At 68.4% G+C, this 22,966-nt stretch carries 23 protein-coding genes; 12 read left to right on the plus strand and 11 right to left on the minus strand.

Going from position 1 to position 22,966, the window contains the following annotated elements:
* Positions 1–39: 39 nt before the first annotated feature.
* From DSD19_RS09065 to pufB, 3 genes are all read right to left on the minus strand, one after another.
* Positions 40–1,449, minus strand: a complete 1,410-nt coding sequence (locus DSD19_RS09065; protein ID WP_075785379.1) for a PucC family protein — start codon at positions 1,447–1,449, stop codon at positions 40–42.
* 156 nt (positions 1,450–1,605) lie between these two features.
* A complete protein-coding gene (locus tag DSD19_RS09070; RefSeq protein ID WP_075785378.1) occupies positions 1,606–1,797 on the minus strand; it encodes a light-harvesting protein in 192 nt (63 codons plus the stop codon).
* 21 nt (positions 1,798–1,818) lie between these two features.
* The gene (gene pufB / locus DSD19_RS09075; RefSeq protein WP_042460741.1) at positions 1,819–1,974 is read right to left on the minus strand and encodes a light-harvesting antenna LH1, beta subunit; all 156 of its coding nucleotides are present in this window, start codon (positions 1,972–1,974) and stop codon (positions 1,819–1,821) included.
* A 391-nt stretch (positions 1,975–2,365) separates the two neighbouring features.
* Between pufB and DSD19_RS09080 the strand changes: the two genes are divergently transcribed.
* Positions 2,366–2,689 (plus strand): hypothetical protein, encoded by a 324-nt coding sequence (locus DSD19_RS09080; RefSeq protein ID WP_075785377.1) that lies wholly within the window; start codon positions 2,366–2,368, stop codon positions 2,687–2,689.
* Positions 2,690–3,222: 533 nt separating this feature from the next.
* Here DSD19_RS09080 and ndk read toward each other — a convergent pair.
* On the minus strand, positions 3,223–3,645 hold the full coding sequence (gene ndk, locus DSD19_RS09085) for a nucleoside-diphosphate kinase (protein WP_075785376.1): 423 nt from the start codon (positions 3,643–3,645) through the stop codon (positions 3,223–3,225).
* A gap of 179 nt (positions 3,646–3,824) precedes the next feature.
* Between ndk and DSD19_RS09090 the strand changes: the two genes are divergently transcribed.
* The 5 genes from DSD19_RS09090 (at position 3,825) to DSD19_RS09110 (ending at position 8,979) form a co-directional block, all read left to right on the plus strand.
* Positions 3,825–5,270, plus strand: coding sequence for a sodium:alanine symporter family protein (locus tag DSD19_RS09090; protein ID WP_113669336.1), 1,446 nt, complete (start codon positions 3,825–3,827; stop codon positions 5,268–5,270).
* 71 nt (positions 5,271–5,341) lie between these two features.
* On the plus strand, positions 5,342–7,204 hold the full coding sequence (locus DSD19_RS09095) for an ABC-F family ATP-binding cassette domain-containing protein (protein WP_113669337.1): 1,863 nt from the start codon (positions 5,342–5,344) through the stop codon (positions 7,202–7,204).
* Positions 7,205–7,207: 3 nt separating this feature from the next.
* Complete coding sequence (locus tag DSD19_RS09100; protein WP_113669338.1) at positions 7,208–7,828, plus strand: MarC family protein; 621 nt, start codon at positions 7,208–7,210, stop codon at positions 7,826–7,828.
* Positions 7,829–7,888: 60 nt separating this feature from the next.
* Positions 7,889–8,470, plus strand: coding sequence for a TIGR02281 family clan AA aspartic protease (locus DSD19_RS09105; protein WP_113669339.1), 582 nt, complete (start codon positions 7,889–7,891; stop codon positions 8,468–8,470).
* 62 nt (positions 8,471–8,532) lie between these two features.
* Positions 8,533–8,979 (plus strand): PaaI family thioesterase, encoded by a 447-nt coding sequence (locus DSD19_RS09110; RefSeq protein ID WP_113669340.1) that lies wholly within the window; start codon positions 8,533–8,535, stop codon positions 8,977–8,979.
* On the opposite strand, the gene DSD19_RS09115 is transcribed toward DSD19_RS09110, so the two are convergent.
* The 4 genes from DSD19_RS09115 to DSD19_RS09130 all read right to left on the minus strand — a co-directional run bounded on the left by DSD19_RS09115 (position 8,976) and on the right by DSD19_RS09130 (position 12,321).
* Positions 8,976–9,866, minus strand: a complete 891-nt coding sequence (locus DSD19_RS09115) for a shikimate dehydrogenase (RefSeq protein ID WP_207802440.1) — start codon at positions 9,864–9,866, stop codon at positions 8,976–8,978. The genes DSD19_RS09110 and DSD19_RS09115 overlap by 4 nt on opposite strands.
* A 70-nt stretch (positions 9,867–9,936) precedes the next feature.
* Positions 9,937–10,395, minus strand: a complete 459-nt coding sequence (locus tag DSD19_RS09120; protein ID WP_113669341.1) for a DNA polymerase III subunit chi — start codon at positions 10,393–10,395, stop codon at positions 9,937–9,939.
* A 9-nt stretch (positions 10,396–10,404) separates the two neighbouring features.
* Positions 10,405–10,806: a VOC family protein gene (locus DSD19_RS09125; RefSeq protein WP_075785369.1), complete on the minus strand. Its 402-nt coding sequence runs from the start codon at positions 10,804–10,806 to the stop codon at positions 10,405–10,407.
* A 45-nt stretch (positions 10,807–10,851) separates the two neighbouring features.
* A complete protein-coding gene (locus tag DSD19_RS09130; RefSeq protein ID WP_113669342.1) occupies positions 10,852–12,321 on the minus strand; it encodes a leucyl aminopeptidase in 1,470 nt (489 codons plus the stop codon).
* A 132-nt stretch (positions 12,322–12,453) separates the two neighbouring features.
* Here DSD19_RS09130 and lptF point away from each other — a divergent pair, with 132 nt between their 5' ends.
* From lptF to rsmA, 6 genes are all read left to right on the plus strand, one after another.
* A complete protein-coding gene (gene lptF / locus DSD19_RS09135; protein WP_075787526.1) occupies positions 12,454–13,581 on the plus strand; it encodes an LPS export ABC transporter permease LptF in 1,128 nt (375 codons plus the stop codon).
* Positions 13,578–14,678: an LPS export ABC transporter permease LptG gene (lptG, locus tag DSD19_RS09140; protein WP_113669343.1), complete on the plus strand. Its 1,101-nt coding sequence runs from the start codon at positions 13,578–13,580 to the stop codon at positions 14,676–14,678. Before lptF ends, lptG begins: the two co-directional genes overlap by 4 nt.
* The gene (locus DSD19_RS09145) at positions 14,678–16,846 is read left to right on the plus strand and encodes an LPS-assembly protein LptD (protein ID WP_113669344.1); all 2,169 of its coding nucleotides are present in this window, start codon (positions 14,678–14,680) and stop codon (positions 16,844–16,846) included. The genes lptG and DSD19_RS09145 overlap by 1 nt, the downstream gene beginning before the upstream one ends.
* 28 nt (positions 16,847–16,874) lie before the next feature.
* Complete coding sequence (locus DSD19_RS09150; RefSeq protein WP_113669345.1) at positions 16,875–18,110, plus strand: SurA N-terminal domain-containing protein; 1,236 nt, start codon at positions 16,875–16,877, stop codon at positions 18,108–18,110.
* Positions 18,107–19,090, plus strand: coding sequence for a 4-hydroxythreonine-4-phosphate dehydrogenase PdxA (pdxA, locus tag DSD19_RS09155; RefSeq protein ID WP_113669346.1), 984 nt, complete (start codon positions 18,107–18,109; stop codon positions 19,088–19,090). The genes DSD19_RS09150 and pdxA overlap by 4 nt, the downstream gene beginning before the upstream one ends.
* A gap of 80 nt (positions 19,091–19,170) precedes the next feature.
* Positions 19,171–20,019 carry a 16S rRNA (adenine(1518)-N(6)/adenine(1519)-N(6))-dimethyltransferase RsmA gene (rsmA, locus tag DSD19_RS09160; protein ID WP_113669347.1) on the plus strand — a complete coding sequence of 283 codons (849 nt, stop codon included), beginning with the start codon at positions 19,171–19,173 and terminating at the stop codon, positions 20,017–20,019.
* A 94-nt stretch (positions 20,020–20,113) separates the two neighbouring features.
* Here rsmA and DSD19_RS09165 read toward each other — a convergent pair whose 3' ends face one another.
* The 3 genes from DSD19_RS09165 to prfA form a co-directional block, all read right to left on the minus strand.
* On the minus strand, positions 20,114–20,824 hold the full coding sequence (locus DSD19_RS09165; protein ID WP_113669348.1) for a DUF4167 domain-containing protein: 711 nt from the start codon (positions 20,822–20,824) through the stop codon (positions 20,114–20,116).
* A gap of 238 nt (positions 20,825–21,062) precedes the next feature.
* Positions 21,063–21,908 (minus strand): peptide chain release factor N(5)-glutamine methyltransferase, encoded by an 846-nt coding sequence (gene prmC / locus DSD19_RS09170; protein ID WP_113669349.1) that lies wholly within the window; start codon positions 21,906–21,908, stop codon positions 21,063–21,065.
* A complete protein-coding gene (gene prfA, locus DSD19_RS09175; protein WP_075785361.1) occupies positions 21,905–22,957 on the minus strand; it encodes a peptide chain release factor 1 in 1,053 nt (350 codons plus the stop codon). Before prfA ends, prmC begins: the two co-directional genes overlap by 4 nt.
* Positions 22,958–22,966: the final 9 nt, after the last annotated feature.

Raw genomic sequence — 22,966 nt, forward strand, 5'->3', positions numbered from 1 at the left:
GCCGCCGCCGCGCCTGGCGCGGGGGCACGGGCGCCCGCGTCAGTCGGGCGCGTTCTCGATGCCGAAGGCGCGGCTCAGCATCAGCCGGTAGCCGACGACGATGGTCGCCACCAGCAGCGCCAGCTCGATCGCGTAGACGAAGAAATAGGGCGTGGCCGCGCCGAACATGTCGCCGATGGGCGAATGCAGCACCGCATCGCGGAAGACGCCGCCCAGCGCGATCCCGGCACCGGCCGAGGTCGCCTGCACCGCGCCCCAGGCCCCGAGCGCCAGCCCGACCTGGGCCTTCGGCGCCGAGCGCATGGTGGCCGTCAGCGTGCCATGGCTGAACAGCCCCGCCCCGAAACCCGCCAGCATCGTGCCCAGCACGAAGATCGGTTCGGATTGCAGCGTCGCCGAGAAGGTGATCGCGGCGAAGGCAGGCAGGCCCACCAGCGCGCCCCAACCGGCCATCGCCATCGGGTCATAGCCCCGCGACAGCACCCGAGAGGCCCAGGCGAAGCCGACCAGCGTGCCACCCGCGACCGAGGCGGTCAGCTTGGTGGTCGCCGCCACCGACATGTCCAGAACCTGACCCCCGAAGGGTTCCAGCAGAACGTCCGACAGGCCGAAGCCCAGCGTGCCGAGCCCGATCACCCACAAGAGCCTGCGGGCGTTGGGGCCGCGCGTGAACAGCCCCCAGGCCTCGCGAAAGCTGGGTTCCGGCTCGCTTTCGGGGCGCGGCCTGGCGCGGGTACGGTCGCGCGCCTCCATCTTCCACAGCGCGATGACGTTGAAGACCATAGTCGCGACGGCCGCGCCCTGGATCACCTTGATCAGCTTGGCGTGGTAGAAGTCCTCCAGCCACATCCCGAACAGCAGGGCACTGACGATCATGCCGACCAGCAGCATGACATACATCAGTCCGACGACATTGGGCTGGTCCTCGCGCGGCGCGAGGTCGGTCGCCAGCGCCAGCCCCACGGTCTGCACCGTGTGCACGCCCGCGCCGACCAGCAGGAACGAGATGGCGGCACTGAGAATACCAATCCATTCCGGCGCACCGGCCGCACTTTCCTGCCCCGACAAGACGATCAGCGCGAAGGGCATGATGGCGAAGCCACCCCATTGCAGCAACGTGCCCTTCCAGATGTAGGGCACCCGCCGCCAGCCCAGCGCCGAGCGGTGCGTATCGGACTTGAAGCCGATCAGCGCGCGGAAGGGTGCGAACAGAAGCGGCAGGGAAATCATGATGCCGACGATCGATGCCGGGACTTCGAGCTCGACGATCATCACCCGGTTCAGGGTGCCGACCAGCAGCACCATCGCCATGCCGACAGAGACCTGGAACATCGACAGCCGCAACAGGCGGCTGAGCGGCAGGTCTTCGCTGGCGGCATCTGCAAAGGGGAGGAATCGGGGGCCGACCGTGGCGATACGGTTTACCGCCATCTTGCTCAGTCGATTCATGCGGTCACACTCCACACGCGGCCCGACACAGGGGGCCCGTGTCCTATTGCCCGCTGGGGCGCGTTTCCAGTAGGGCCGGGGCGTCGCCGCCCCGAAGGCACGAAGGCCGAGGCTGAAACCCCGGCCCTCGCAAATTCCTGTCTCGAGCCGAAAGGCTTACGAGAGCAGCGTGGTGGCGTTGGTGACCAGCGACGCGGCTTCGAACGAGCCGGCGTAGTAGTCGCCCATCCAGCCGGTGGTCAGAACCAGCATCAGGTGCACCAGGAAGGAAGCGATGGCGCAGGCAACCAGGAAGAGCGGGATACCAACGGTGGGCTTCACGACGAGCCACATTTTCGCGTTGTTCATGATCTATATCCTCTCTCTAGATTAGCCGAGCCACGGGGTGGCGATGGCAGCCAGGAAGTGGGCGAACAGCGCGATCGCGCCGAACACGCGGGTGCCGTCGATGAGTTGCTTGTGCACTTCTTCGGCTTCGGCAAGGGTCAGGCCGGTCGGCCAGACTTTGTCCATATCGTCAGTCATATTGTCGTCTCCCCAATATGGTTTTCGACTGTGGTACGTGCAGAGCCTGCACGCAGGCGTCGACAACGCAGACCGGAGATATCCTTCGCGATTTCTCGCTGGGCTACCCGACCCGGCATCGTCACAAGCAAACGATGTCACAAGCGATTGACGTTGGCAATGTCAACGCAGCCTGACATGGCCCCAGAATCGTGCGACATATCGAACCCTCTTGACAGCACGTCGCAGCCCCTGCGGCGCCCCGTCCTGCGACCGTCAGGACCCTTGAATTTTCCACACGCAGGTGGGGTAATATCAAAGCGCCCAACTGCAATTCGCCGTACTCGTCGGGCCCGGACCGAAGCTCTGCTCCTGTCATCGACGATCGCGGACGCAACAACCTGGAGGATCCATGAAATATTTCTGGGACGACTGGATGCCGAAGCTTTCCAGCAAGCAACGCCTGCTCACCGACGTCGAGACCGACGGCGAAAGCACCACCACGCCCTTCTCGGACGCGCTTGGCTTCAAATGCCTGTCCGAGGACAACACCTCGAAAACCGAACTGATGACCAACAACCCGACCCCGCTGTCGCGTCAGATGAACTGGCCGCTGCTGGGCGGCATGGGCGAAGGCCATGTCGAGCTGAAGACTGCGGATCCGACCCCGCTGTCGTCGCGCATGGGCTGGCCGCTCCTGTCCAAACGCGCTCATTACGCGGTGGCCGAGAAGTAATTCGGCCCCCGTTCGGCGCAGATGCGCCCGCGCGATCCCCCGCGCGGGCGTTTTTTGTTGCCCGGAACCCCCCGGTGCCCCCCCCCTCTGCCCCCCTTTTTGCCCGTCGCTCCTGCCCCCCCTGCCCAGCGGTCCGACCCGGGCTGTCCGCTCGCCCGCCGGGCGTCCGCGCGGGCCTGTGCCGCGCCGCAGCAGGATGGCCGCGTTTTGCCCGACTCTTGCCCGGACGCCGCCCGGTTTCTGCGATCTGGTGAGACCCGCCGGACGCGCGCGTGTCCCGGCGCCCAGCCCATGCCGCGAAAGGAGCCCGACGATGGCCAACCCCACCTCTTCCCACCCGCGTCCGGTGTCGCCGAAGGGCGACTCGGCCCGGCCGCTTCCCGAACCCACCAAGGGCGCGGTGTTCAAGGACTGGGCCAGCATCTGACCCGACAGAAAGAAGGGGCCGGTTCCAGCGGAACCGACCCCTTCCTTTTTCCGCCGCGCGCCAATGTGGCACCGCGGCGAGTACGGTCTGCGACTCGACCGGCGACTCAGCCGACCAGTTCGAGACCCGAGAAGAAATAGGCGATCTCTTCCTTGGCGGTGTCCGCACCGTCCGACCCGTGGACCGAGTTCTCGCCGATCGACAGGGCGAATTCCTTGCGGATGGTGCCCTCGGCGGCTTCGGCCGGGTTGGTCGCGCCCATCACTTCGCGATTCTTGGCAATCGCGTCCTCGCCTTCCAGCACCTGCACGACGATCGGCTCGGAGGCCATGAACTCGCAGAGTTCGTCGTAGAAGGGCCGCTCCTTGTGCACCGCGTAGAAGACGCCGGCCTGGGCCTTGGTCAGGTGAATGCGCTTCTGCGCCACGATGCGCAGGCCCGCGGCTTCGAGCTTGGCGTTGATCGCGCCGGTCAGGTTGCGGCGGGTCGCGTCGGGCTTGATGATCGAGAAGGTGCGTTGAATCGCCATGTCTTGCGTCCTCTTGGGCGCCGCCCGGGGACGGCGGGGAAAAATCGCGGCCCTGCTAGCACGCGCCCCGGCCCTTGAAAACAGGCTTTCGCCGCAGTCGCGGGCGAGCCGCGCGGGAACCGGCCCCGCCCGCTCACGTTGGGGTGCGTGTTCGCGCGCCTCTGTGAAAAGGGCTTTTCATGACCGTGATTGTAGATTTCCTGAATACCGTACTCTGGGGCTATGTCCTGATCTGGGGGCTGATCGGAGCCGGGCTTTACCTGACCATCCGCCTCGGCGGGCTCCAGTTCCGCCACTTCCCCGAATTCATCCGCGTCGTCGTCAGCTCGAGCGAGTCGGACCGCAGCGGCATCACCCCGCTGCAGGCCCTGACCGTCAGCCTCGCCAGCCGGGTCGGCACCGGCAATCTCGCGGGCGTCGCGGTCGCGATCTATCTGGGCGGGCCGGGCGCGGTCTTCTGGATGTGGATGGTGGCGCTGGTCGGCATGGCCACGGCCTATGCCGAATCGACGCTTGCCCAGCTTTACAAGGTGCGCAACGCCGACCGCCAGTATCGTGGCGGCCCGGCCTATTACATCTGGCACGGGCTCAATGCCAAATGGCTGGGCTATGTGTTCTGCTTCTTCTTCCTCTGTTCCTTCGGGCTGATCTTCAACGCGGTCCAGTCGAATTCCATCGCCGACGCCGCCGACGGCGCTTTCGGCATCCCGAAACTCGCGACCGGCATCGCCATCGGCGCGCTGACGGGCGTGGTGATCTTCGGCGGCATCCGCTCGATTGCCAGCGTCGCCGAACGGGTCGTGCCGATCATGGCCGGGATCTACCTGCTGGTCGCGGCCTATGTGCTGGTCGTGCATGCGGCCGAGATCCCGGGCCTTCTGGCGCTGATCGTCAAAAGCGCCTTCGGCATCGACCAGGCCGTGGGCGGATTCGCCGGGGGCTTTGCGGCGGCTGCGCTGAACGGCGTCAAGCGCGGGCTGTTCTCGAACGAGGCCGGCATGGGCTCGGCCCCGCATATCGCGGCCGTCGCCGTGCCCGACCCGCATCACCCCTCGAGCCAGGGCATGGTGCAGGGGCTTGGCGTCTTCATCGACACGCTGCTGATCTGTACCGCCACTGCCCTGATGATCCTGCTGTCGGGCGTCGTCGATTACGGCCCCGACGGAATCACCGGGACCGAGCTGACCCAGAACGCGCTGTCGGCCCATATCGGCGCCTTCGGCCCGCCCTTCATCGCGGTTGCGATCCTTTTCTTCGCCTTCACCTCGATCATCGGCAACTACGCCTATTCCGAGAATGTGATGGAGTTTCTGGGGCTTGGCCGGGGCGTGCCGCTGGCGATCCTGAAGGCCGCCCAGGTCGGCATGGTGATCTGGGGCGCGGTGCAGCCGGTCACAAAGGTCTTCAACTTTGCCGATGCCTCGATGGCGACCATGGCCACCATCAACCTCGTTGCGCTGATTCTGCTGTCGGGCACGGTGATCCGGCTGACCAAGGACTATTTCGAACAGCGCAAGACCCGGGCCGAGCCCTATTTCCGGCTGTCGAAGCATCCCGAGATCGACCCGAAGGGAATCGACCGCACGATCTGGAACGAGGATGTCGCCGCCGAGCGGGGCGCCTGACCCGGTTGTCCCCGACCCGGCCTTCCCTGACCCGGCTTTCCCCGGGGCCCGCGCCCTGTTAAAGCCGGGCCATGCTGCGCATCGACGATCTTCGCTATTCCATCGAGGGGCGCCCTTTGTTCGAGGGCGCCTCTACCGTCATTCCCGATGGCCACAAGGTCGGCCTGATCGGCCGGAACGGGGCCGGGAAGACCACGCTCTTCCGGCTGATCCGTGGCGAGCTGACGCTCGATTCGGGTGCGATCGCCTTCCCGCGCCACGCCCGGATCGGCGGCGTCGCGCAAGAGGTGCCCTCGTCCGAGACCTCGTTGCTGGACACGGTGCTGGCCGCCGATACCGAACGCGCGAGCCTCATGGCCGAGGCCGAGACCGCGACCGACCCCCACCGCATCGCCGAAATCCAGACCCGTCTGGCCGATATCGACGCCTGGTCGGCCGAGGCGCGGGCCTCGTCGATCCTGAGGGGGCTCGGGTTCACCGAAGCCCAGCAACACATGCCCTGTTCGGACTTTTCGGGCGGCTGGCGGATGCGGGTCGCGCTGGCGGGTGTGCTGTTCGCGCGCCCCGACCTGCTGCTGCTGGACGAGCCGACCAACTATCTGGACCTCGAAGGCGCGCTCTGGCTTGAAAGCTATCTGGCGCGCTACCCCCATACGGTAATCCTGATCTCGCACGACCGCGGGCTTCTGAACCGTGCGGTCGGCCATATCCTGCATCTCGAAAACCGCAAGCTCACGCTGTACGCGGGCGGCTACGACGCCTTCGCCCGGGCGCGTGCCGAACAGCGCGCAGTGCAGGCCGCCGAGGCCAAGAAACAGGACCTGCGGCGCGCGCATCTGCAAAGCTTCGTCGACCGCTTCCGCTACAAGGCCTCGAAGGCCAAGCAGGCCCAGGCCCGCATCAAGATGCTCGAGCGGATGACCCCCATCGCCGCGCCCGAGGATCTGGCGCGCGTGGTCTTCACCTTCCCCCAGCCCGACGAGCTGTCGCCGCCCATCGTGGCGCTGGAAGGGGCCGCGGTCGGCTATGACGGCACGCCCGTCCTGCAACGCCTGTCGCTGAGAATCGACCAGGACGACCGGATCGCGCTTCTGGGCCGGAACGGCGAGGGCAAGTCGACATTTTCCAAGCTGCTGGCGGGCAAGCTCGACAAGCTCTCGGGCCGGATGACCACGGCCAACCGGCTGAGAATCGGCTATTTCGCCCAGCATCAGGTGGACGAGCTGCATCTGGATGAGACGCCGCTCGAGCACCTGCGCCGCGAACGCCCCGACGAGGCGCCCGCGAAGCTGCGCGCGCGCCTGGCCGGATTCGGTCTGGGCGCCGATCAGGCGGAAACCGAGGTCGGCCGGCTCTCGGGCGGGCAGAAGGCGCGGCTGTCGCTGCTGTTGGCGACGCTCGACGCGCCGCATCTGCTGATCCTCGACGAGCCCACCAACCACCTCGACATCGAAAGTCGCGAGGCGCTGTCCGAGGCGCTGAACGACTATTCGGGCGCGGTGATCCTCGTCAGCCACGACATGCACCTGCTGTCGATGGTGGCCGACCGGCTCTGGCTGGTGCAGGGCGGCCGGGTCACGCCCTACGAGGACGACCTCGACGCCTATCGCCGGATGCTGCTGGGCACCGACCTGCCCGAAAAGGTCGCGGGCACCGACCGGCCCGCGCGGCCCGAAGCGCCCAGACGCGCCTCGCGCGACGAGATCCTGGCGCTGCGCGCCGAGGTCCGCAAATGCGAACAACGGGTCGAGAAGCTGGACGAGATGCGCAGCCGCTTGCAGGAAAAGCTGGCCGATCCCGAGCTTTACGACCCCGCCCGCGCCGACGAACGGATCCTCTGGCAGAAGAAATTCGCCGAGGCCGAAGAGGCGATGGAGCGGGCCGAGGCGCTGTGGATGGCCGCGCTTGAAAAGCTCGACTCGGCCGAGGCCTGAGCGATGGATCTGGGCTTTCACGTCAGCGCCTTCATCACCCTCTTCGTGATCGTCGATCCGATCGGGCTGGCGCCGGTCTTCGTGGCGCTGACCCAGGGCATGGGCACCCGCCAGCGCCGGGCCATCGGCCTGCGCGCCGCCGCCATCGCGGTCGGGCTGCTGACGCTGTTCGGGATCTTCGGGGAAAAGGTGCTGGCCTTTGCCGGGATCTCGATGCCCGCCTTCCGCATCGCGGGCGGCATCCTGCTGTTCCTGACCGCGCTCGAGATGCTGTTCGAGCGGCGCAGCAAGAAGCGCGAGGACCGCGCCCATGAAGAGCTGCCCGACCCGTCGGTCTTTCCGCTGGCAACCCCGCTGATGGCCGGGCCGGGCGCGATGGCGACGATGATCCTTCTGAACGGACAGATCGACCGCGCGCCGCTGGACATGCTGCTGATCCATCTGTCGATGATTGCGGTGATCGGGATCTGTATCGCGCTGTTCCTGGCGGCAAGTCTTCTGGAACGGGCGCTGGGCCATACCGGCATCGTCGTCGTCTCGCGGCTGCTGGGAATGCTGCTGGCCGCACTTTCGGTGCAGTTCATCCTCGACGGGCTCAGGGATTTCGGCCTTGCCCCGACCTGAGCCCCTTCGCGTTTCGCCCCCCGCCGCCTATATCGGTCCTATCCTCGGGAAAGGAGCGTCATGACCGGCGACGATTTCGGACGGCTGATCTATCTTGTCCTGCTGGCCACGGTCATCGCGGGCTATTTCCTGCTGTCGCACCGTCGGCGGCTGGGTCAGGTCGCCCAGCAGGCAGCGATCTGGGGGCTGATCTTCATCGGCGTGATCGCGGGATTCGGGCTTTGGTCCGACATCCGCAACGACGTGGCCCCGCGCCAGACCGTCTTTGCCGACGAAAACCGGATCGAGGTGCCCCGCGCGCCCGATGGCCATTACTACATGACCCTGCGGATCAATGATGTCCCGATCCGCTTTGTCGTCGATACCGGCGCGACCGATGTCGTGCTGACCCGCGACGATGCAGAAAAGGTGGGGATCGATCCGCAAAGCCTGCAATTCTTCGGCGAGGCCCATACCGCCAATGGCGCGGTCCGCACCGCGCCGGTCCGGCTCGATGTGGTCGAGCTGGGGCAGGTCACCGACCGTAACCTGCGCGCCTTCGTCAATTCCGGCGAAATGCGCGAATCGCTTCTGGGCATGGCCTATCTCAACCGGTTCGAGCGGATCGAAGTCGTCCGCGACCGGATGATCCTGACGCGCTGAACCGCTCGCCCCCGCCGTCGCGGCCCGCTAGGTTGGGCGCAAACAGCGAGGAGGCGCCCCCGATGACAGACCCGACCCAAGGCCCCGGACCCGACAGCGACCGGATCGCAGAGATCGCGGCGAATCAGCCGCCCTTCGCCCGGCTTTTGGGGCTGACCGTGGTCTCGGCCGCGCCCGACCGGGTCCTGGCCGAGCTTCTGGTGACCGAGGATCTGACCAACCGCAACGGCACGCTGCATGGTGGCGCGATCATGGCGGTTGCCGACAACCTGGGCGGCACCGCGACCTTCCTGAACCTCGATCTCGAGTCGGGCGAAGGCACCTCGACCATCGAGAGCAAGACGAACTTCTTTCGCACCGTGGCCCTGGGCGACACCGCGCGCTGCGAGACCGTGCCGCTCCATCGCGGGCGCAGCACCATGGTCTGGCAGACGACCATCACCCGGGGCGATGGGACCCTTGCCGCGAATGTGATCCAGACCCAGATGGTGCTGCGCCCGCGCGGCTAACTCCGGGCTCTCCCCGCATCGAAGCGCTCGAACGCCGCCCGCATCCGCGCCGGGTCGGCGGGGCGGCCGGTGAACAGCTCGAAGGCCCGCACCGCCTGGAACAGCGCCATGCCCGCCCCCGGCAGCACCCGGCATCCGGCCCGGCGCGCGGCCGCCAGAAGCGGGGTTTCGAGCGGCACATAAACGATATCGGCCACCCAGATCTCGGGGCACAGCAGATCGGGCGCGACCGCCATCCCCGGATGCCCGGCCATGCCCATCGGCGTTGCGTTGACGATCCCGTCTGGCCGGTCGTCCCGGATCAGCGCCGCCGGATCGGCGATGGCCCGGACAGCACACCCGCCGCCCGGGTCGGACAGCCGGTCCGCCAGAGCCTCTGCCCGATCCGGCTGGCTGTCATGGATCGACAGCCGCGCCACGCCCGAGCGCGCCAGAGCGTAGCCGACCGCGCCCCCGGCACCGCCCGCGCCGATCAGCAGGACATGCCCGCGCGGCGCGTCCGCCAGACCGCGCCTCAGGCTTTCGGCAAAGCCCCAAAGGTCGGTGTTATGGCCGATCCGCCGCCCGTCGCGCAGAAGTACGGTATTGACGGCCCCGACTGCACGCGCGTCTTTCGATACCTCGTCGAGAAGGCCGGTCACCTCGGTCTTGAACGGATGGGTCACGTTCAGCCCGTCGAAGCCCGCCGCCTCGGCCGCGGCAAGCATCCCGGCCAGATCGAGCCCCCGCCGCGGCGGCGCGTCCATGTCGAGCACGCGATAAAGCAGCGTCAGCCCCTGCGCCCGCGCCTCGGCCATATGCATGGCGGGGCTGCGCGAGCGCGCGATGCCCCGGCCGATCAGGCCAAGAAGGATCGGCACCCCATCCCCGGAAATCCCAGACGTCACGGCGCCCTCCCAAGCCCGGCCGCGCCGGGCCAGACTGGCGGGGGCAGGCAGCCCCGTCAAGCCGGACGGCTCAGCCGCCGCTTTCGGCCTTCTTCTGCCAGCGCCCCGAGTCCTCGGACCAGTATTGCGCCGCCAGCCCCGCCCCCGAGATCAGGCGCCACTGGCCCCGCGCCCGCTCGACCGCCGCCGGATCGGTGCCGTCGAACAGGATGCAGACCCGGTCCAGCGCCCGGGTCTCGTCGGGGGTGACCTCGGCGCCGTCGATGGCCATCAGACAACGCGCGCCGTTCGGCAGGGCCGCCTCGGCGGTCAGCAGCACCGGCTGGTCGGCATCGAACCCGGTCCCGGCCATCCCGTGCGGCAGGAAGCCGTCGCCCAGCCACAGCCGGTCGTCGAGCCAGGCCAGCCGGTCGCGGTCGGTGCCGCGCACCGCCACCCGCATCCCGTGCTTCAGCGCCTTGTCCAGAAGCACCGGCAGGGTGTCCTCCAGCGGACCCCGGGTCAGATGATAGAACAGCGCCTGTCCCATGGGCCCCGGTCAGCGCCGCGCGAGGGGGTTGTAGGTGCCGAAGGTCCAGATATGTCCCTCGGGGTCGGCGACCGAAAAGCTGGTGCCGCCATGGCTCTGCTCGGCCAGCGGCATGACGATCCGGGCGCCCGCCTCGACCGCGCGCCCGTGCAGATCGGTCGCATCGGGCACCACCGCATAGATCGTCGTCGTCTCGCGCCCGCCGATCTCGCCCGGGTCGGCCAGATGCGGATCGAGACCGCCCCGTCCGGCGGGGCCGAACATCATCAGCCCGTCCCCCAGCCGAAGCTCGGCATGGATCAGGTTGCCCTCGTCGTCGCGATAGACGGCCTGCTCTTCCAGGCCCAGAACGCCCACCAGAAACAGCAGCGCCGCCTCGGGGTCGCGGTAGCGGGTCGCAGGAATGATCATCGGGCTGTCCCTCCCTCTCTGCGACCCGATCCTAGCACCGGTCCCTCAGTTCTCGAAACGGTCGGCCACCAGCCGGTCGAGCGCCAAAACGCCCCACCCCGTCGCCCCCTTGGGCGCCAGCGCGGTTTCCTCCTGGACCATGGCGACGCCGGCGATGTCGAGATGGATCCAGGGCGTGCCCGCGGCAACGAAGCGCTGCAGGAACTGCGCCGCGGTGATCGAGCCCGCGGGCCGGCCGGCCGAGTTCTTGATGTCGGCCAGACGCGACTTGATCAGCTTGTCGTAGGATTCGCCCAGCGGCATCCTCCAGGCGCCCTCGCCCTCGGCGGCGGCCGCCTTCAGGAAATCGGCGCAGAACCCGTCATCGTTGGAATAGACGCCCGCATTGGCAGTGCCGAGCGCGACGATGATGGCCCCGGTGAGGGTGGCAAGATCGATCACGCCCGCGGGCTTGAACCGGTCCTGCGTGTACCAGAGCACATCGGCCAGCACGAGCCGGCCCTCGGCATCGGTGTTGATGACCTCGATCGTGTCGCCCTTCATCGAGCGCACGATGTCGCCCGGACGCTGGGCGCGGCCGTCGGGCATGTTCTCGACCAGCCCGACCACGCCGACGACATTGGCCTTCGCCTTGCGCAGCGCGAGTGTGCGCATCACGCCCGCGACCACCGCCGCACCGCCCATGTCCATGGTCATCTCTTCCATGCCCTGGGCGGGCTTGATCGAGATGCCGCCGGTGTCGAAGACCACGCCCTTGCCGACGAGCGCCAGCGGCGCCTGATCGGCCGCGCCGCCATTCCAGCGCATCACGACGACCTTCGAGGGGCTCTCGGACCCCTGCCCCACCGCCAGCAGCGCCCGCAGGCCCAGGGCCTTCAGTTCGTCCTCCTCGATGATCTCGACATCGAGCCCAAGCTCCTGCATCGCGGCCAGCCGCCCCGCGAAATCGTCGGTGGTCAGCACGTTGGCGGGCTCGTTCACCAGATCGCGGGTAAAGAAGACGCCCTCGGCCAGCGCCGCCATCGGCCCGGCTGCGGCCGCGGTCTCTTCGGGCTTGGCGACCATCACCTTGACCGCTCCCGGCACCACCGGCTCGGCGGTGCGGTGCGCATCGAAGCTGTAGGCGCGCAGCGCAAAGCCGAAGGCGATGTCGGCCGCGCGCGGATGGCTGCCCGCCAGCAACAGCACGTCGGCCTTGCCCTGCCGCTTGGCCAGCTCGGCCCCCGCCCGCCGGGCATCGGCCTGGCTGGCCTTGCGGTCCAGCCGCACCACATCGACCGCCTCGGCGGCAAGCCCGGCGGGCCAGGCCAGCGTCACGATCTCGGCCGGTTTCATCCCGGCGAAGGCCTCGCTGTCGGTGAACCGCGCCAGCGCGCCCTTGGTCAGGCGGTTGACCCGCCGCGCGCCGGGATCGAGCTTGCCCTCGGCATCGACAAGGACCGCGATCCGGCCCGCGGCACCCGCGACCGCCTCGAGATCGGTTTCGGCAAAGGCAATGGCGACGGGGGTGCTCATCTGCGGCTCCTGATCTGGTATACCTGTCGGCCCCTACCTAATCCGGCACCCCCCGCTTGACCAGATAGCAGTTTTCCCCCCAAGACGATTGGACTAGTCTGCCGCCCGATCATGGACCTGCCGGGGATATTTGTGCCCAGATTCGACCGATACTTACTGGCGCAGCTGACGGTCCTGTTCGGCTTTTTCGCGCTCGTGCTGGTCTCGGTCTACTGGGTCAACCGGGGCGTGTCGCTGTTCAACGAGATCATCGGGGACGGGCAGTCGGCCCTGGTGTTTCTGGAATTCGCGGCCCTCACCCTGCCGAACGTGATCCGGCTGGTGCTGCCGATCGCGGCCTTCGCGGCCACCGTCTATGTGGTCAACCGGCTGACCAACGAAAGCGAGATGGTGGTGATGCAGGCGCTTGGCTGCAGCCCCTGGCGTCTGGCGCGGCCGGTCGCGCTGTTCGGCTTGCTGGTGGCGGTCCCGATCTGCATCCTGACCCATTTCCTGGTCCCCGCCAGCCGCGCCCAGCTCGACCTGCGCCAGGCCGAGATCTCGCGCGATTTCACCGCGCGGTTCCTGTCGGCGGGGCAGTTCCTGCACCCGGCCAGCGGCATTACCGTCTTCATCCGCGAAATCGCCCGGTCGGGCGAACTGAAACAGATCTATCTGTCGGACGCGACCGATCCTGCGACCCGGGTCACCTATACAGCGAACCGCGCGTTTCTGGTGCAAAGCGAGGATGGCCCCAAGCTGGTCATGGTCGACGGCATGGCCCAGTGGCTGCGCGAGGAAGACCGGCGGCTCTCGACCGCCACCTTCGACGATTTCGCCTATGACATCTCGGGCCTGATCGGCAGCGCCCGGATCCGCCGCCCGTCGCTGGACGAGATGTCGACCCGCGACCTGCTGTTTCCCAGCCCCGAACTGATCGAAGCCGCGGGCAAGCCGCGGGCGCTCTTTCTCTATGAGGGCCACGCCCGCACCGCCCAGGCCTTGCTGGCCGTGGCCGGTGCGCTGATCGGCTATGGGGCGCTCATGGCTGGCGGTTTCTCGCGCTTCGGGCTCGGCCGCCAGATCGGGCTGGCCATCGCCCTGCTGATCGCGGTCAACTTCCTCAGCAACTCGGCTGCGGGCGTGGCGCAAAGCGATGCGGCGCTCTGGCCCGTGACCTACGCCCCGCCGCTGATCGGGATCGCGCTGGGGCTGGGGCTGATCTGGCTGTCGGCGATGCGCCGCCGCCGTCCCCGTCCGGCCCGGGAGCGCGCCGCATGACCCTGCATTTCTACATCGCCCGCAAGTTCACGCTCTATCTGCTGGCCATACTGGGTATCTTCGGCGCCATCATGGTGCTGATCGACATGGTCGAGGAGCTGCGCGACTTCGACACCGGAACCCTGGGCATCGGCGGCGCGCTGCATCTGTCCCTTCTGAAGGTGCCGGGCGATCTTTACACGATCCTGCCGCTGATCGCAGTGATGGCAACGGTCGCGCTGTTTCTGGCGCTGGCACGCAGCTCGGAACTGGTCGTCGCGCGTGCCTCGGGGCGCTCGGCGCTGCGCAGCCTGACCGCGCCGGTCGTGGTGGCGCTTGTCTATGGCGTCATCGCGGTCGCGATCTTCAACCCGATCATCGCCGCCACCTCGCGCCAGTATGACTCGGTCTCTTCGCGCTACAAGGGGCGCGAGGCCAGCGTGCTGTCGGTCAGCTCGGAAGGGCTCTGGCTCCGGCAGGGCTCGCTTTCGGGCCAGACCGTGATCCGCGCCGCGCGCGCCGATGCCCAGGCCACCCGGTTCTACGACGTGACCTTCCTGTCGCTCGATGCCAAGGGCGCCCCGGTCTGGCGGATCGAGGCCGCCGAGGCCCGGCTGCGGCCCCAGGGCTGGGACATCCGCGACGCCAAGCGCTGGGGCTTCGGCCCCGAGATCGACAATCCCGAAGCCCGGGCGGCGGTCTCGCCGCAGCTGGTGCTGCCCTCCGACCTGACGCTCGAGAACATCCGCGACAGCTTTGCCCGCCCCGCCGCCGTCGCGATCTGGGATCTGCCCGCCTTCATCGCGGGGCTCGACCGGGCGGGCTTTTCCGCCCTGCCCCAGCGGGTCTGGTTCCAGATGGAACTGGCCATGCCGCTGGTGATGGCGGCCATGGTCCTGCTGGGCGCGGCCTTCACCATGCGCCATGTCCGCTTCGGCCGCACCGGCATGATGGCGATGCTGGCGCTGGGGCTTGGACTGGGGCTGTTCTTCCTGCGCAACTTCGCGCAGGTATTGGGAGAGAACGGCCAGATTCCCGTGGCGCTCGCGGCCTGGAGCCCGCCGCTGGCGGGGATCTTGCTGTCGCTCGGACTGCTGCTGCATCTGGAGGACGGCTGATGCGGGCCCTTCTTGCCTTCGCCCTGACCACCGCCCTGACGACGGGCGCAGCCACGCTGCCCGGCCGGCTTTTCGCCGAAGAGACCGCGCGCCCGGCCGCGACCCTGGTCGCCGACCGGATCTCGGTCGGCGATCTGCGCGAGCTGGTGGCCGAGGGCAATGTCGAGGTCTTCTATGGCAAGACCCGGCTCGAGGCCGCGCGGATCGTCTATGACCGCGACGGCGAGACCCTGGCCATCGAGGGGCCGATCACCCTGACCTCGGGGCCCGACACCGTCTTTCTGGCCGACAGCGCAGAGCTTTCGGCCGACATGACCGAAGGCATCCTGCGCTCGGCCCGGATGGTGCTGGACCAGCAGCTGCAGATCGCGGCGGCCGACATCCAGCGGGTGGCGGGGCGCTACAACCGGCTGGGCGAAACCGTCGCCTCGACCTGCAAGGTCTGCGTGAACGGCGAGGTGCCGCTCTGGCAGATCCGGGCCAGCCGCATCATCCATGACGAACAGGAAGGCCAGATCTATTTCGACCATGCCCGGCTCGAGGTCGCGGGCGTACCGGTCTTCTATCTGCCGCATCTGCGCGTGCCCGACCCCTCGCGCAAGCGCGCGACCGGCTTCCTGACCCCCTCGACCCGGATCACCGACCAGCTCGGTACCGGCATCAAGATCCCCTATTTCATCGAACTCGGCCCCTCGCAGGACCTGACGCTGACCCCCTATCTCTCGGGCAGCCAGACGCGCACCCTGGAACTGCGCTACCGCCGCGCCTTCACCCGGGGCGAGATCGAGCTGAACGGCGCCATCTCGCGCGATGACATCCTCGAGGGCGAGACCCGGCATTACCTCTTTGCCGAAGGCCGTTTCGATCTGCCCCGGGACTTCAAGCTCGACTTCGACATCGAGACCGTCTCGGACCGCGCCTATCTGCTGGATTACGGCTATTCCGAACAGGACCGGCTGGAAAGCTCGGTCGAGATCAGCCGCGCCCGCCGCGACGAGCTGATCCGGGCCGAGATCGGCCATCTCAAGACGCTCCGCGACTCGGAAGACAATTCCACGATGCCCTCCCTCGTGGGCGAGGCCGAGTATGTGCGCCGGTTCGAACCCGCAATGCTGGGCGGCCTGGCCCGGCTCGAATTTTCGGCGGACATGCTGCACCGACGGTCGACCGAAGAGACCGACGGGCCGGATTTCGATGCCTATGGCGACGGCATGGATCTGGGCCGCGTGACCATCGGGGCCGACTGGCGCCGCGACTGGACGCTTCGGAACGGGATGGTTCTGGCCACGCTGGGCGCGGTCACGCTCGACCATTACGAGATCGGGGACGACGACACCTATGGCGGCAGCCAGAACCGGCTGACCCCCGGCGCGGCGGTCGAGCTGCGCTGGCCGATGGTCAAAAGCGCGGCCGATGGCAGCTCGCAGATCCTCGAACCCGTGGTCCAGCTGGCCTGGAGCCGCGACGACGACAGCGACATCCCGAACGAGGACGGCGTGCTGGTCGAATTCGACGAGGGCAACCTCTTCTCGATGTCGCGCTTTTCCGGCGATGACGCCCGCGAAACCGGGCTGCGCGCCAATTTCGGTCTGGGCTGGACCCGCTATGCCCCCAGCGGATGGGCGCTTGGCCTGACCGTCGGGCGGATCTGGCGCTTCGAGGATGACGACCAGTTCGCCAGCGGCTCGGGGCTCGAGGGCGACGTGTCGGACTGGCTGACCGCGGTCAAGCTCGATTTCGGCACCGCGGTCAGCCTGACCAACCGCGCCGTTTTCGACGACTCGTTCGACTTCACCAAGAACGATCTCAGGATCGACTGGGAAAAGGACGGGATCGACATCGGGTCGAGCCTGCTCTGGGTCGAGGCCAACCCGTCGGAAGAGCGACTTGACGACCGGTCGGAATGGCTGGTCGACGCCGCCTACGACTTTCACCGCAACTGGACCGGCAAGGCCAACTGGCGCTACGATTTCGTCGCCGACGAGGCCGCCAAGGCCGGGCTGGGGCTCGAATACAGCAATGAGTGCGTGAGCGTGGATCTTTCCCTCTCGCGCCGCTTCACCTCGTCCACTAATGTGAACCCGTCCACCGATTTCGATCTGACGGTCTCTCTGGCCGGGTTCGGATCGCGGGGAAAGAGCGGCGGCGCACGGCGGTGCATGCGCTGATGAGGCAGACGAAGAACGGAGGACAGGCATGATCGGACGCGTTGGCCTTGCGGCTGCGGCCGTGGCAATTCTGGTGCTGAGCGGTGCCGATGGCAGCATGGCGCAGCAGGGAGGCCCCTTCGCCCCGCGGCTGTTCGTCAACGACAAGGCGATCACCAATTACGAGATGGATCAGCGGATCCAGTTCCTGCGGCTGCTCGGCAATCCGCCCGATATCGAGAAGGTCGCGCTGGATGGCCTGATCGACGACCGGCTGCGACTGGACGAGGCCGAACGGCTGGGGATCACGGTCAGCGACGAACAGCTGAAGGAAGGCATGGAAGAATTCGCCGCGCGCGGGGATCTCGATGTCGACCAGTTCGTGGTGTTGATCGGCCAGGCCGGCGTGTCCGAGGAGAGCTTCCGCGATTTCGTCAAGTCCGGGCTGGCCTGGCGCGAGGTCGTGCGCGCGAAATACGGGCCGCGGACCCAGGTCACCGATGCCGAGATCGACCGCGCGGTGCAATCGGCCGCCGGGGGCGGCCCGGCGGCGACAGCCGGAACCCAGGTGCTGCTGTCGGAAATCGTGCTGCGGGCCGACACGCCCGATTACCGGCGCGATGCACTGGCGCTGGCGCGCCAGCTGACCGGATCCATCGACAGCGCCGATGCCTTCGCCGCCGCGGCGCGCAAGTATTCGGTGTCGCGCTCGCGCGATCAGGGCGGGCGCATGGGCTGGATGCCGCTCTCGAAGCTGCCGCCCTCGGTCGCCGGTCAGGTGCTGGCGCTGGGGCCGGGCAAGGTGTCGGAACCGATCGAGATGGACAATGCCATCGTTCTGTTCCAGCTGCGCTCGATCCGCGAGGACCGGGCCGAGGGGCCGAAGACCGCCGCTGTCGATTATGCCAAGTTCATCATCCCCGGCGGCACGCTGGCCCAGGCGATGAAGGTGCGGATGCGGGCCGATACCTGCGACGATCTGTACGGCGTGGCGCGCGGCCTGCCGCCCGAGCGGCTGGTGCGCGAAACCCGCCAGGTGGCCGATCTGCCCCCGGACGTGGCGCAGGAACTGGCCAAGCTCGACGATAACGAGGTGTCCTATGCGCTGGGCAATGCCCGGGCCGCGGTGGTGCTGATGCTTTGCGGCCGCACGCCCGATCTGGGCGAGGACGGCGCGATCGACCGCGAGGCGGTGCGGCGGCAGCTGTTCGGCCAGCGGCTGGCCGGCTATGCCGACAGCTATCTTGCCGAGCTGAAGGCCGACGCCATCATCCGCGAGCCATGACCGGCCTGCCCATCGCGCTGAGCTGCGGCGAGCCGGCCGGGATCGGCCCCGAGATCGCGGCCCGCGCCTGGCAGAGCCTTGGCGCGCGCCTGCCCTTCTTCTGGATCGGCGATCCCCGGCATCTGCCCGAGGGCACCCCCCATGCAGAGATCCACGCGCCCGCCGAGGCGATGCATGTGGCCGCGACCGCGCTGCCGGTGCTGCGCCTGCCCTTCCCGGCCCCGGCCGTTCCCGGCCGTCCGGACCCCGCCAATGCTGCGGGCGTGATCGAGGCCATCGCCCGCGGCGTCGCGCTGGTGCAGGAGGGGAAGGCCGCGGCGCTGTGTACCGCGCCGATCCACAAGAAGGCTTTGCAGGACGGGGCAGGTTTTCCGCATCCCGGCCATACCGAGTTTCTGGCCCATCTGGCCGGGGTCGATCGGGTGGTGATGATGCTGGCGGCCCCCGCCCTGAAGGTGGTGCCGGTGACGATCCATATTCCGCTGGCCGAGGTGCCGCAGGCGCTGACCGCCGAACTGCTGGAGAATAGCCTCAGGATCACCGAGGCCGCGCTGATCCGGGATTTCGGGATCGACAGCCCGCGTCTGGCGGTGGCCGGGCTCAACCCCCATGCCGGCGAGGGCGGGGCGATGGGCGGCGAGGAACTCGCGCTGATCGGCCCGGTGCTGGACCGGCTTCGGGCCGAGGGGATGCGGATTGCGGGGCCGCTTTCGGCCGACACGATGTTTCACCCGCAGGCGCGGGCGCGCTATGACGTGGCGGTGGCGATGTATCACGATCAGGCGCTGATCCCGATCAAGACGCTGGATTTCGCGGGCGGCGTGAACGTGACGCTGGGCCTGCCCTTCATCCGCACCTCGCCCGATCACGGCACCGCCTTCGACATCGCGGGCAGCGGTCAGGCCGATCCGTCGAGCCTGATCGCCGCGCTGAAACTGGCGCGCGAGATGGCGCTGGCGCGCGCGGCGGGACGGCGCTAGGCCATGTGGCCCGCGCCGGGGGTGTGCCACCCCCGGACCCCCGGCGGGTATTTTCGCCAAGAAGAAGAAAGGGCGCTGGCATGAGCACGATCGACGGGTTGCCGCCGCTGCGCGGGGTGATCGCAGCGCATGGGCTGTCGGCGAAAAAGGCGCTGGGACAGAACTTTCTGCTGGATCTGAACCTGACGGCGAAGATCGCGCGGGTGGCGGGCGATCTTGCCGGGGCCGACGTGCTGGAGGTGGGTCCCGGCCCCGGCGGGCTGACCCGGGGGCTGTTGGCGGAAGGAGCGCGGCGCGTGCTGGCGGTCGAGAAGGACACCCGCTGTCTGGCCGCGCTGGCCGAGGTCGCGGCGGCCTATCCGGGGCGGCTCGAGGTGGTGAATGGCGACGCGCTGGCGCTCGATCCGCTGGCGCATCTGACGCCGCCGGTGAAGATCGTGGCGAACCTGCCCTATAATGTCGGCACCGAGCTTCTGGTGCGCTGGCTGACGCCCGCCACCTGGCCGCCGGTCTGGTCGAGCCTGACGCTGATGTTCCAGAAGGAGGTGGCCGAGCGGATCGTGGCCGAGCCGGGCAGCAAGGCCTATGGGCGGCTCGCGATCCTGGCGCAATGGCGCACGGATGTGCGGATCGCCCTGAAGCTGCCGCCCGAGGCCTTCACGCCGCCGCCCAAGGTGGCCTCGGCCGTGGTGCATCTGACCGCCCTGCCCGCGCCCCGCTTCGAGGCGGATCCGGCGGTGCTGGAACGGGTGGTGGCGGCGGCCTTCGGGCAACGCCGGAAGATGCTGAGGGCCAGTCTCAAGGGGCTTGCGCCCGGGATCGAGGATCTGTTGCACTCCGTCGGGATCGCGCCCACCGACCGCGCCGAGCAACTGCCGCTGGAGGCGTTCTGTGCCCTGGCGCGGGCCGTGGCCGGCGCGCGCGGCTGACGCGGCCACCGGACCGCCGAGGAAGTACCGGACATGAAAACGGCGGCGCATGGCGCCGCCGGTCATTCGCAAGATCAGCCGAAGCTTGCGCCGATCACTCGGCCGCGGGGGCCTCGCGCTGCGGGTTGGCGGAGGGTTGGCCGTCATTCGCAGCCGTGCCGCCGCGCCGTTTTCCGGTGCCGGATTTGGGGGCGTCGGGCTGGTCGTCGCCCTGACCCGAGTCGCCCTGACCCGAGTCGCCCTGACCCGAGTCGCCTTGAGCCGACTCGCCGCGCTCTGCGGCGCCTCCGGCTTCGTCACCCCGCGGCTTGACTGCGCGGGGTTTGCGCGGGCGGCGCGGCTTCGGGGCGGGCTTTTCCTCTGGGGTTTCGACCAGGGTGCTTTCCTGACCGTCGTCATCCCCGACGATGTCGATCACGTCGGTGCCGCTGTCCGACGCCACCTTCGGCGCGGGCGCGAACTCCTCGGGCTCGTCGTTGCCCTGAGAGGTTTCCTGCATGTCGTCGCGCTCGCGCGGACGCGGTTGCTGGGCATCCTGCTGTTCCCGGCGGGCGTCCTGCTCGCGCTGGGCCTCGCCAAGCAGCCGCGCGTAATGCTCGGCATGCTGCTGAAAGTTCTCGGCAGCGACCCGGTCGTTCCCCAGATGGGCGTCCCGCGCCAGCTGGTTATACTTGTCGATGATCTGCTGCGGCGTGCCGCGCACCTTCCCCTCGGGACCCGAACTGTCGAAGACCCGATTGACGATATTGCCGATCGAGCGCGACCGGTTCGACTTGGAGCGCGAACGTGACTTGGACGGTCTCATGCGTGTTCTTGTTTCCAGCCTAGTGGTGGTGTCTTGGGACAGGGCCGCGCGTCGAAATGCGCGGGTCCAAAACGAGCCCCTGTCGACCCTTTTTTGGCTTGTCTTGCGCGAGGGGCGCCTACCCGGCACCCGGCCAACGCTGCGTGCAGTAAACACGGGCCACAGACGCTGGCAAGAGGTAAATACACCAATTGCGGCCATTTGGCGAGGGCCACGCGCGGCACGCAACGTTTTGACGTTACGTCCCCGGCGCCGCGACGCGTACCTCGACAACCCGGTCTCTATCATCGAGATCGGGCCGGATCGCGACGGTTTCAAGGCCGGCCCCGGCAAAGATCGCGGAAACCGCGCGGGCCTGGGTCGGGCCGATCTCGACCAGAAGCCGTCCGCCCGGGGTCAGACGGGCGGGGGCTGCGCGGGCGATGGCGCGGTAGGCCGACAGCCCGTCGCCGCCATCGGTCAGGGCGCCGCGCGGCTCGAAGGCCAGATCGGGGGCAAGGCCCGGCATCTCGGCCTCGGCGATATAGGGCGGATTCGAGACGACAAGATCGAACCGCCCCTCGACCGCCGCGTCCCAATCCGACAGCACGAAGCGCGCGCCGTCGCATCCCAGCCGGTCCGCGTTCTCGCGCGCCACGGCCAGCGCCGGGGCCGAGATGTCGGTGCCGGTCCCGGCTGTGCCGGGCCGGTCCAGCAGCAGTGTCAGAAGGATGCAGCCCGACCCGGTGCCAAGGTCCAACACATTGGAAAACGGGGCGGAAAGGGCGGCCTCGATCAGCGTCTCGGTTTCCGGCCGGGGGTCCAGCACATCGCGGCTGACGCGGAAATCGCGCCCCCAGAAGCCGCGCAGCCCGACGATATGCGACACCGGCTCGCGGGTGGCGCGGCGGTCGAGCGCGGCGGCAAGACGGGCCTCCGCCGCCGGCGACACGGGCTCGGGCAGAACCAGGGTCAGCCGCCCGGGCGCGATTTCCAGCGCATGGGCCAGAAGGCGCCGGGCGTCGCGCTGCGGATCGGGGATACCGGCCGCGCGCAGCCGCGCCACGGCGCCCGCCAGCAGGACCGACCCGGTGGGCGCGGTCATCCCTCCATCTCGGCCAGCATCGTGGCCTGGTCGTCGGCGATCAGCGCGTCGATCACTTCGTCAAGATCGCCCGCCAGGATCTGGTCCAGCCGGTAGAGCGTGAGGTTGATCCGGTGATCGGTCATCCGGCCCTGCGGAAAGTTGTAGGTGCGGATCCGTTCCGACCGGTCGCCCGAGCCGACCTGGGCCTTGCGGGCCGCGGCGCGTTCGTCTGCGGCTTTCTGACGCTCCAGGTCGAACAGCCGCGCGCGCAGCACCGCCATGGCGATGGCGCGGTTCTGGTGCTGCGATTTCTCCGACGAGGTGACCACCAGCCCGGTCGGCAGGTGGGTGATCCGTACGGCCGAGTCGGTGGTGTTGACGTGCTGCCCGCCCGCGCCCGAGGCGCGCATCGTGTCGATCCGGATGTCACCCGCCGGAATGTCGATATCGACCTCCTGCGCCTCGGGCAGCACGGCGACCGTCGCAGCCGAGGTATGGATGCGGCCACCAGATTCGGTCGCGGGAACCCGCTGGACCCGGTGCACGCCGGATTCGTATTTGAGGCGCGCGAACACGCCCTCGCCCTGCACGGTGGCGGTCACTTCCTTGATCCCGCCCAGTTCGGTCTGGCTTTCCTCGAGGATCTCGAAGCGCCAGCCCTTCGTCTCGGCATAGCGCTGGTACATCCGCAGCAGGTCGCCCGCGAAAAGCGCGGCCTCCTCGCCCCCCGTGCCGGGCCGGATCTCGACGATGGCGGGGCGGGCATCGGCCGCGTCCTTGGGCAGAAGCGCGATCCTCAGCGCCTGTTCCAGTTCAGGCAGGCGGGCGCGCAGGTCGGGCAGTTCTTCCTCGGCCAGCGCACGCATCTCGGGGTCCTTCAGCATCGCCTCGGCGGTGTCGATATCCGACAGCAGCCCGCGATAGGCCTCGATCTCGGCGACCACGGGCTTCAGCTCGGCATATTCGCGGCCGACCTGGGCGAAATCGCCGGATGCACCTTCGGCCAGCCGGGCTTCGAGATAGCCGAACCGGCGCGAGATCTGTTCGAGTTTGTCTAGCGGGACCATGGCGCTCTG

It is taken from the genome of Rhodovulum sp. BSW8 (genome assembly GCF_003314725.1).
GTDB lineage: Bacteria > Pseudomonadota > Alphaproteobacteria > Rhodobacterales > Rhodobacteraceae > Rhodovulum > Rhodovulum visakhapatnamense.